This window comes from Ligilactobacillus hayakitensis DSM 18933 = JCM 14209 (assembly GCF_000615845.1).
Lineage (GTDB): Bacteria > Bacillota > Bacilli > Lactobacillales > Lactobacillaceae > Ligilactobacillus > Ligilactobacillus hayakitensis.
Genome location: NZ_BAML01000019.1, coordinates 19,741 through 27,215, shown reverse-complemented (window position 1 = coordinate 27,215; position 7,475 = coordinate 19,741). Strand labels below are relative to the sequence as shown.

Below are 7,475 nucleotides of genomic sequence, written 5' to 3'. Positions count from 1 at the left end.
ATTATTTTTTTGCGCTTTTTTTCTTTGATATTTAATGTAGCTGCTAGATTTGATAATAAAATGTGTAAGCGAAAGTTTTTAAAACTTTTGAATCCAAACGCTACGAGTTTTAATACTTTAATTTTTCCAAGCATTTAATCACTTCAATCCATCAATACTGTTGTGTTGGAACGTACGAACTCATCTATAAATCTTATCTCCGTTAGCTCCGTTTTTTGAATTTTACAAATTTGATGTTTTCTCGAAAGGAATATTTCTACTCTTTTTATTTTAACCTCCAACGAATTTTTAACTCTATTTGGCTGTTATTTTAGATTTTGGTGTTTTATTGAGTATTTACCCTTTTATGGGAAATCTTACCAATATATAAGAGTTGAACGTTATTGAATTAATGCATGTTTTGATGTTAGACTAAAGAAAAAGTGATGTTAGCAGAAATCTAAAGCTTGGTATTATAGGAATCTTTTACTGTTTTCCCCGCACTAGCAGGAGTGATTCTATATTGTTTATAATATAGCTTAGTGCTATAATAATAGGTGGTAGCATAAGTTGCCACCACTTAATAGGTTATTTTTTATTATTTGTGTTGAATGCTTTTACAAGTTTCACAATCAATTCTATGTAGAATTGTTGTTCATGCTTGTTATTGCTATTCAGTATCTTTTTTGTGTAGAATCCCCCTGCATTAGCAGGGGGATTCTTTTATTATTTTACCGCCATACACATTTAAATCTTCTTTAAAATAAAAAATATCCTTGCTATAATTAAAATTGAGACTTATCAAATATAATTAAGAGGATAGCAAGATGAAGTTTGAAAAAATCGTAGACTTACACTGTCATATTTTGCCAGGAGTAGATGATGGTTCTCCTGATCTAGAACACTCATTAAACTTGGCTAAAGATGCAGTCAAAGATGGGGTAACGCATATTTTAGCGACCCCCCATCATTTAGACAATGAATATGTTAATCATGCGCAAGATATTGTTAAAGCAGCTGCAGATTTTCAAAAGCAATTAGATGCTAATGGGATTAACTTGCGTGTCTTTCCAGGACAAGAAGTTCATATTAATGGGGATTTACCGCAAAAATATGATGACTTACTTGGAATCGATGCCAACAAGCGCTACATGCTATTAGAGTTTCCACATGGAAATGTTCCTGGATATGCTAAGCGTTTGATTTTTGACTTGAAGAAAAAAGGCATTACACCAGTAATCTGCCACCCAGAAAGAAACCATGAAATTCAAGAAAACTTGGATTTACTATATGATTTCATTTCAGATGGAGCATTAGCGCAAATCACAGCGACAAGTTATGTTGGCGGCTTTGGTTCGCATGTCGCTGAAATTTCAAAGAAATTGGTCGAACATAACTTGGTACAAATCGTGGCCTCTGATGCCCATACGCTAAAAGGTCGTAAGTTTGTTTTAAGCGAAGCCTTGAATCAAATCGCAGAAGATTTCGGTGAAAAAAAGGCGATGCAATTTGAAAAAAATGCCGAAGCTTTGATAAATGGACAAAGAGTTACTGCTGGGGAGATTAGTAAAGTTAAGAAAAAGAAACGTTTCTTTTTCTTTTAACCAAGCTGATGGAAGGCCAAAAGGGGCCGTATGGCTAACCTAGGATCGGGCGTTAACGGCGAAGCCGGTGGCGACAGAATCCGTAGTTAGCCACTAGGCACTGGCCTGGAATCGTAATTAGACAAGCTGATGGAAGGCCAAAAAGGGGCCGTATAGCTAATCTAAAGTAAAAAACAAAAACTAAAAACTAAATAGAAAACAGAGGAAGATAAATAATGGATAACGAAGAAAAAAACACCCATTCACACCACCACCATCACCATAAGCACCGCAGCTTTTGGCAAAAACATAAAATTTTAAAGTGGGTCTTGATTGTATTAGGGGTATTTGTTGCCTTTGATCTTATCATTTTTGGGAAGTTATTTTTTGATGCTAAAAAGGCAGCGAATGCTACATATAAAGAAGTTAAAACAGAACAAATGCGCAACAAGCCAACTTTAAATGGTAAAAAAGCATTTTCAGTTTTAATTTTAGGAACAGATACTGGTGAATACGGACGTACATATCAAGGACGTTCAGATACAATGATGGTTGCTGCGGTTAGTCCTGCTCAACAAAAGACAACTTTATTAAGTATTCCACGTGATACACGGGTTAGCCTTGAAGGATATGGCGATAACAACAAGATTAATGCCGCTTATGCATACGGTGGAACTAAAGGTGCTGTTAACACTATTCAAAAGTATCTCGATGTTCCAGTTGATTACTATGTCGAAATGAACATGAAAGGACTTGAACAATTATCTAAAGCAGTTGGTCCTGTTAAAGTTGAAAATGACCTTGACTTCACTAATCTAGGGACTCATTTCGATAAAGGAACTGTTACAATTGACGATAAAAATATCTTGGCTTACACAAGAATGCGTTATGAAGATCCTCGTGGAGATTACGGACGTCAATTACGTCAACGTCTTGTTTTAGAAGCATTAGTTAAGAAGATTGCAACAATTAATAGTGTTACAAGATACCAAGAAATTTTAGATGCAATTTCAGCAAATATGAAAACTAACTTAACATTCGATGATATGCAAGCAATCGCTACTAAGTATCGTTCATCAATGGATATTAAACAAGTTCAACTTAAAGGACAATCACAAATGATTGATGGGGGTTCTTATGAAGTTGTTTCAGATAGTGCACGAAATAAAGCTACTAACCAATTAAAAGAAGCTTTAGGACAATAATTTGTAAGACTGGGATATTATTTCCAGTCTTATTTTTTCATTATTTGTGTATTGCAATGATTTACAATTTATTAAATTTATATTAAAATATAAAGAGGATTATCACAAAATTCGGGGGAATACGGAAAGTTATGAGCACCACTCATCAGATTAGATTAGATAAAAATAAAATAGCTAAGCGATATATTTATCGAAGTGTCAAACGTCTTTTTGATTTTATTGCAAGTTTAGCTGGTGTTATTGTATTATCACCACTTTTCTTGTACATTGCTTATCGCATTAAAAAAGAAGACCATGGACCAGTATTGTATACGCAAGATCGAGTAGGACGCCATGGAAAGATTTTTAAAGTCTACAAGTTTCGTTCAATGATTGTGGATGCAGATAAAAAGTTAGAAGAATTAAAAGATCAAAATGAAGTCGATGGGCCAATGTTTAAGATGAAAGAAGATCCGCGCATCACTAAGATTGGGAAGTTCATTCGTAAGTATAGTTTAGATGAATTACCTCAATTATTTAATGTTCTTAAAGGCGATATGAGCTTAGTTGGCCCAAGACCACCATTACCATCAGAAGTAGCCGAATATAGCGATTATGACAAGCAACGTTTATACGTAACTCCTGGATGTACAGGATTATGGCAAGCGACTGTACGTAACAGTGCGGGTTTTGATGAAATGGTTGAATTAGATTTAAAATATATTCAAAAAAGCGGATTTTTCTACGATTTAGGGCTTATCTTTTTAACAGTTAAGATTATGGCCTTTCCAAATGACGCTTATTAAAATGAGGTTGGATTTCCAACCTCATTTTTGTATAAACAAAACTCCACCCGATTTTTCGAGTGGAGTTCTTTTAATTTCTAACTGTTTTTTGACTGTATAAAATACAGATAATTACGGCTAATAGGAATGATCCGGCCGCAAGATAAAACGGAGCTTGCACAGAGAAGTTATAGATAACTCCAGCAACGTAAGCCCCAAAGATTTGCCCTAAGGATTGGGTTGATTGGTAGAATCCAAGAACAATATTTCTAGTTTCATCTTTAGCTTCATTGGTTACCAAGTTTTGTAAGATGGGTGAACTTAATGAATAAAAACCATAAAATACAACACTAAAGCCGATATACATTGCAAGGGAACCACTAAATAACATGCAAGTCATCATGGTTGTTAACCCTAATAAAACAACGATAAAAGTGCGTTTAACTTTTGTATGTTTCATGGCATAAATCCCAATGGTTGTGTTAACTGTTAATGAGATTAAGCCAATTGCACCTTTAAAAATCCCGTTGAAGCTACTTCTTAAATTAAAGACATCTTTCAAGTAGTAGTTAAATGTTTGATCAAAAGCCGTGTATCCGAGATACAATAAAGTTGAAGTCGCAAATAAAAGAGCGAATTGCTTAGTCATAAAAAGCTTACCATCTAAGAAACGTTCAAAGGGGTTCGATTGAGCTAAGATTTGCTTGAATGAAGCTTGTTGCTTATGGTTAGCATCTTCATCTAATAAGAAGTAATAAGCTAAACCGACTAAAGTTAATTGAATAACTTGAACTGTTAAGGCAACATAGACATTCTTATCCCCAATTGTTCCTCCAATAAAGTAGCCAATCGCACTCGCAACGGTTTGAACTGTGGCATTAAAAGTTAAGTTCGAGCCCCGCTCACCATCTTCTGATAAGTTAACGATATAATTTAAAGCCCCAACGAAAAACGCGCCACAAGCAAGCCCAGCAATCAAGCGCCCAATTAAGATAACTGATGGAACATGTCCAATCGCAAATAAGAATTGGGCGAAGGCATAACCGATACTCCCGATTGCCATGGCAGTCTTTGAGTTAATATACCCCGTAACTTTTCCCCAGAAAGGAGAAGCTAAGAAAATTCCCAGTGACATCACAGAAAAAGCCAACCCAAACATTGAGTTATCAAGATGTAATTGCTTGAAATAAGTTGGTGTCACCGGATGCGCATAATTGGCAGCGAGGTTAAAAAGGGCAATTAAGCCGAAAAATTTAATCCGATTTTTCATATTAATAAGATATCCTTTCTTTTCAATTTTCTTTCTCCAAAATTACCTTTACTATCATAACCTTTTATGACAAATGATACCAGTTAAATGCAATTTTCAACATCGAAGTTTACGTAATGATGATTTTTAGAGAATTATAATACGTTTTGTCATAAAAAGCGTTAACTAAGGAAATATCACCTATGTCATCTTTAAAGAAAATTAAGTAAAAAATTATTTTATCCTTGGCTTATTCTTTCTTTATGCATAAAAAGATGGTTATTTATGCTAAATTAATAATTTTTATGCATATTTTTAAAAAATAATTGCATAAATAATCATTTGCATGTATACTAAAATCATCAAATAAGAAATATAATTTAAGGGAGATTAAGTGAGATGAAATTATATCAAAAGATAATCATGTTACTTGCGATGGTGTTAACACTTGTTGGACCAATGAGCACGGCATTCGCAGCAGATGATGCAAGCACAAGTTCACAACAAACAACTACTACAAGTAATAATGATGAATTAAAGAAGATTAAACAAAAGGGGACTTTAGTTGTCGGAACGAGTGCGGATTATCCTCCATACGAATTCACCACTAAAGAAAACGGTCAAACCAAGATTGTTGGTTTTGAAATGGAAATGGCCAAGCAAATTGCTAAAGACTTAGGGGTAAAATTAGTTATTAAAAACATGCAATTTGATTCATTGTTGGTTGCGCTTGAAACTGGAAAGGTCGATGTGATTATTTCTGGGATGAGCCCAACTGCTGAAAGAAAGAAGAGCGTTGCCTTTTCAAAAATCTACTATACTGGAGCACCATATCTTGTAATTAATAAGGCTGACATGGCTAAGTATGATGCAATTAGTGACTTTAAAGATAAAAAAGTCGGCGCGCAAAATGGTTCATTATTCTATGATTTAATTAAAACATCAATGCCTGATTCACAAAGAAAAGGTTTAGGTAAATTAAGTGATCTAATCTTATCATTACAATCACACAAGATTGATGGGATTTTAATGGATGAAGCCACAGCTAAAGCCTACATTGAAAGTAATAGTAGTTTAAGTGGTTTTAAAACAGGAATTAAGTTAAACGCTTCTGATACCGGAACAGCGATTGCTTATCCAAAAGGTGCCACAGCCCTTGGCGAAGCAATCAACAAGTCAATTGACAAGATTCAAGCAAAAGACTTAATTAACAAGGAATTTATTCCAGAAGCTTCAAAATACATGGAATCAAACACAAAGCAAAGCACAATGTTAGATTACTGGAAGTACTTCGCTAAAGGGGTTCAATACACATTAATCATTACAATTATCGCTGCTTTCTTCGGGGTAATCTTAGGGATCTTATTAGCTCTTATGAGATTATCAGATAACAAGTTATTCCACATGCTTTCAGTGATTTATATCGAATTTGTTCGTGGAACACCATTGATGGTTCAAGTAATGTTTGTTTACTTTGGTATCGGATCAATTATCCAATCATTACCAGCTATCACAGCTGGGATTATCGCTGTTGCTCTAAACTCAGGTGCGTATGTTGCTGAAGTGTTCCGTTCAGGAATTGCTTCAATCGCAGCGGGGCAAACTGAAGCGGCAAGATCACTTGGGTTAAGCAAGAAGCAAACCTTCCAATATGTTGTGATTCCACAAGCAATCAAGAACATCTGGCCAGCATTAGGCAACGAATTTATTTCATTGATTAAGGAAAGTTCAATCGTATCAGTTATTGGGGTAACTGAATTGATGTTCCAAACACAACAAGTACAATCAGCAACATTCAAAGGGGTAATGCCGCTATTTGTAACTATGTGTATTTACTTTGTACTAACATTTAGTTTATCTAAAGTTCTAAACTACTTCGAAGGGAAGATGAAGCATGACAACTAAAATAATTGAAGTGCAAAACTTACAAAAAAAATACGGCGAAAACGTCGTCTTAAAAGATATCAACGAAAATGTTGAAAAAGGCCAAGTTATCTGTGTTATTGGTCCTTCAGGATCAGGTAAGAGTACTTTTCTTCGTTGTTTAAACGTGTTAGAAAAACCAACAAGTGGGAAGGTATTATTTGAAGGTCACGAATTAACTAATATCTCTGAAAAACAGTTAGATAAGTTACGTGAAAAAATGGGGATGGTATTCCAAAGCTTCAACTTGTTTCCTAATATGAATGTTTTAGAAAACATCAAGTTAGCACCGATGAAAGTTAAAGGGGTTTCGGAACAAGAAGCAGAAAAGAAAGCTTTAGAATTACTAGAAAAGGTTGGTCTAAAAGACAAAGGGCAACAATATCCAACAAGTATGTCAGGGGGACAACAACAACGTGTGGCGATTGCGCGTGCCTTAGCGATGGATCCAGAAGTAATGTTATTTGATGAACCAACAAGTGCGCTTGACCCAGAAATGGTTGGGGAAGTATTGAAGGTTATGCGTGATTTAGCTGATTCAGGAATGACAATGGTTGTTGTAACTCATGAAATGGCTTCGCCAAAGAAGTTGCTGATCAAATTTGGTTTATGGCAGATGGTTATGTTCAAGAAGTTGGGAAACCAGATGAATTCTTCGCTAACCCTAAATCAGAACGTGCTAAAGACTTTTTAAACAAGATTTTAGATTAATAACAATACCCAAGTTCTAAAAGAGCTTGGGTATTTTTGTATGCAAAGCAAAGAAAGTTCT

Annotated in this window: 5 protein-coding genes and 1 pseudogene; 5 read left to right on the top strand and 1 reads right to left on the bottom strand. The window is 34.9% G+C overall.

Annotated features, from left to right (window positions below; all coding sequences use genetic code 11):
* Positions 1 to 806 precede the first annotated feature (806 nt).
* From JCM14209_RS06090 to JCM14209_RS06080, 3 genes are all read left to right on the top strand, one after another.
* Positions 807 to 1,583, top strand: a complete 777-nt coding sequence (locus JCM14209_RS06090; RefSeq protein ID WP_025022655.1) for a tyrosine-protein phosphatase — start codon at positions 807 to 809, stop codon at positions 1,581 to 1,583.
* 215 nt (positions 1,584 to 1,798) lie between these two features.
* A complete protein-coding gene (locus JCM14209_RS06085) occupies positions 1,799 to 2,767 on the top strand; it encodes an LCP family glycopolymer transferase (protein ID WP_025022654.1) in 969 nt (322 codons plus the stop codon).
* Between the two features lie 131 nt (positions 2,768 to 2,898).
* Entirely contained in the window at positions 2,899 to 3,552 is a 654-nt protein-coding gene (locus tag JCM14209_RS06080; protein ID WP_025022653.1) for a sugar transferase, read from the top strand.
* 70 nt (positions 3,553 to 3,622) lie between these two features.
* Here JCM14209_RS06080 and JCM14209_RS06075 read toward each other — a convergent pair whose 3' ends face one another.
* On the bottom strand, positions 3,623 to 4,801 hold the full coding sequence (locus JCM14209_RS06075) for an MFS transporter (protein ID WP_025022652.1): 1,179 nt from the start codon (positions 4,799 to 4,801) through the stop codon (positions 3,623 to 3,625).
* Positions 4,802 to 5,179: 378 nt separating this feature from the next.
* On the opposite strand from JCM14209_RS06075, the gene JCM14209_RS06070 reads away from it, so the two are divergent.
* The gene (locus JCM14209_RS06070) at positions 5,180 to 6,685 is read left to right on the top strand and encodes an ABC transporter substrate-binding protein/permease (RefSeq protein ID WP_025022651.1); all 1,506 of its coding nucleotides are present in this window, start codon (positions 5,180 to 5,182) and stop codon (positions 6,683 to 6,685) included.
* Positions 6,675 to 7,414: pseudogene (locus tag JCM14209_RS09275) on the top strand (amino acid ABC transporter ATP-binding protein). Before JCM14209_RS06070 ends, JCM14209_RS09275 begins: the two are co-directional and overlap by 11 nt.
* The last annotated feature ends 61 nt before the right edge of the window (positions 7,415 to 7,475 follow it).

What these genes read in the sequence shown, in the direction of transcription:
- JCM14209_RS06085 (WP_025022654.1), top strand. Translation starts at nt 1,799, where the DNA reads ATGGATAACGAAGAAAAAAACACCCATTCACACCACCACCATCACCAT.
- JCM14209_RS06075 (WP_025022652.1), bottom strand. Translation starts at nt 4,801, where the DNA reads ATGAAAAATCGGATTAAATTTTTCGGCTTAATTGCCCTTTTTAACCTC.
- JCM14209_RS06070 (WP_025022651.1), top strand. Translation starts at nt 5,180, where the DNA reads ATGAAATTATATCAAAAGATAATCATGTTACTTGCGATGGTGTTAACA.
- JCM14209_RS06090 (WP_025022655.1), top strand. Translation starts at nt 807, where the DNA reads ATGAAGTTTGAAAAAATCGTAGACTTACACTGTCATATTTTGCCAGGA.
- JCM14209_RS06080 (WP_025022653.1), top strand. Translation starts at nt 2,899, where the DNA reads ATGAGCACCACTCATCAGATTAGATTAGATAAAAATAAAATAGCTAAG.